Source organism: Microcystis sp. LE19-10.1B, assembly GCF_027530565.1.
Lineage (GTDB): Bacteria > Cyanobacteriota > Cyanobacteriia > Cyanobacteriales > Microcystaceae > Microcystis > Microcystis aeruginosa.
In genome coordinates this window covers 1-2,262 of sequence record NZ_JAPZQM010000332.1, presented here as the reverse complement: position 1 = coordinate 2,262, position 2,262 = coordinate 1, and the positions used below count along the sequence as shown (strand labels likewise).

The 2,262-nt window shown below is 39.8% G+C and carries 3 protein-coding genes and 1 pseudogene; 1 reads left to right on the top strand and 3 read right to left on the bottom strand.

What is annotated here, in order from left to right:
• Nucleotides 1-396, bottom strand: a pseudogene (locus O9332_RS11695) (transposase); the annotation flags it as partial.
• A gap of 232 nt (nt 397-628) precedes the next feature.
• On the opposite strand from O9332_RS11695, the gene O9332_RS11690 reads away from it, so the two are divergent.
• Complete coding sequence (locus O9332_RS11690) at nt 629-778, top strand: hypothetical protein (RefSeq protein ID WP_002762856.1); 150 nt, start codon at nt 629-631, stop codon at nt 776-778.
• Between the two features lie 331 nt (nt 779-1,109).
• Here the strand turns inward: O9332_RS11690 and O9332_RS11685 are convergent, their stop codons facing one another.
• Both O9332_RS11685 and O9332_RS11680 read right to left on the bottom strand, forming a co-directional pair.
• Nucleotides 1,110-2,087, bottom strand: coding sequence for a patatin-like phospholipase family protein (locus tag O9332_RS11685; protein ID WP_230401085.1), 978 nt, complete (start codon nt 2,085-2,087; stop codon nt 1,110-1,112).
• On the bottom strand, nt 2,060-2,242 hold the full coding sequence (locus O9332_RS11680) for a hypothetical protein (protein ID WP_223213080.1): 183 nt from the start codon (nt 2,240-2,242) through the stop codon (nt 2,060-2,062). Before O9332_RS11680 ends, O9332_RS11685 begins: the two co-directional genes overlap by 28 nt.
• Between the last annotated feature and the right edge of the window lie 20 nt (nt 2,243-2,262).

Below are 2,262 nucleotides of genomic sequence, written 5' to 3'. Positions count from 1 at the left end.
ATTTTTGACCATAAAGCGATTCACTTTATTAATTAGTTCCCGAGGGATTCTTTCTCGAAAGTGAACCAACATTGACGCTTCAAACCGGGGTTCATTGCTGTAGGCTGAAAACCCCAAGAAGTATTGTAAATAAGGATTTTCTTTGATTTGTTCTACCGTTTCTCTATCGCTTGTTCCTCATTTTTCTTTAATAATTAATGCTCCGAGTGCTGTCCTGAATGTTTTGGCGGGTGTGCCCATTTCTTCTGAAAAAAGTGATGCGTATTCCGCTTCAAATTCTGACCAGGGAATGAGGTTGGCCATAATTACCCAACGATTGTCTTGGGATAATTTCCCCTCAAAGGGCAGCTCGAAGTTTTCTGGTGGGGTTGAGGGTAACTCGCTTTTACGGTACATTAGCACTAATTAGAGAAGATGCAAGGGTGATGCAAGGGTGATGCAAGGGTTTTAAGAGATTCTAGCAGATTTAAGTGCATTTGGGAAGCTCTCAATCAAGCTAAAAGCCCTTTCCTGTAAGGTTTTTAGATTTATTCAGCAAACCCTACCTAAGCAAAATTAATTACACATATCTAACCCCCCCTTGCCTCTTGCCTCTTGCCTTTTGCCTTTCTTCACTAGGAAATTTATTTTGCACGACTACTTAGCATGGTTTGCTGTTTGGTTGGTTTCCTTTTTAATTTTATCAGCTAATTTCAACGGGCTGGATATACCATTAATTCGAGATGAACGAGGTTATGCTTTACCCTGTGATTATATTCGTTATAATCCTATGCGGTAGGGGTTTTATTTAAAATCCCAAGATCGCCCTGTCCGTATCTATTGGTTGATTGATGAAGGTTTTTATCGCTCTGATTTGGGTACGATAACAATTCCTGACAGTATGGGCAATGAATGATGCGGGAGATGTTAGGGCAATGTAAGGCATCGCAATTTGGATTTAAGTGTTTTGAAAAAGCAAAAGGTGCATGGGATGTATCCTACGTGATTGGCGATCGCACTATCTACCCAAGCGAAGAAGGGGCTTTTAACCCCTCTTAAAAATTGCATTATAATTTATGTCGTAATGGATATTAAGCGTTAACCAATTGCTGTGCTAATTTCTTTAATCGCTATTTTCCGCCACAATGATTTAGATAATGGTCTGCTGCACGAGATAATGCTGTGAGATTAGCTTCATCTGCCTGAAATGTGGAAATATCGGAAGTAATGACAGGCTGGATACGTTTATAATTATCCTTCAACAGTTTTTTTGCGGTATAGTCTGTGACATCGGAGGAGCCATCTGAAAATACATCCATTAGTGGAATTTGATTATGAATGTTAACCCAATCAAATCCGCCCCAAGTTGTTGCTTCTTCTGCACTAATACGACGATTAACTTGTCCTGTCCCAAACGAGGCTACGAAAATTTTATCTAGTGGTTTACCATTTTCAATTGCTTCAGCGATCGCGCATAGGGCAGGATTATTGGCGACAACTCCTCCATCAATTAACGGAATACACTTTTCGTCAGAATGTTGAGGTATTGTTGTTGTTTTCTTTATTAAGTCGCCTCGACGAATTCTGTCATTATCTGGACGATCATAGTCTGTTAAAGCGTCTAAATAGGCTTTATCTTTCAGCAGATAACCCGCAAAAGCGACGGGAGCGGCAGAAGAGGAACGGCAGACTTGCCACACGGGAAGAGTTGCATATCTTGCTTTATATTTAGCGTCTTCTAATTTCTTTTTATCTAATTGTTCTGAAGTGTAGTTTGTAGTATCTTCGTTGTGTTGAACCGTACCTCGACTGACAAAAATTACGGCTTCTCGATTATAGGTATCGTAACTGGTTACTAGAGTCGGTTTTGGTAAGTCTTTAAAGAGCAAAGTTTCAGGAAAAATGTTTGGTTTCTTAAGAACATTTTCTAATCCTTCTTCTTCAAAGAGGGGAAGGGAAGGATCTTTTTCTTTGATTCGTCGCCATACTTCTGGCCATACGTTGGAGAATTTTTTTAGGTCTAGCTCTTTGAAAATGGTTTGACCATGTTCGTTATAAAACCCTAAAATTTGTGTGGCGGTCATTCCATTGGCAAGGCCACAGGCAATGATGCTTCCTGTTGAAGTTCCCGCGAAGAAATCAGGTTCTTCGTTACTTGGTATGGTTCAATAGGGGGGCATAAATCGACTAAATCCTTATCTGGCAAGAGACTTAATTGATTAGTTCGCTCTAGAGCAAAAACAATTGACAAAAATCGCCAAATGCCTTTCTAAATAAGGGTTC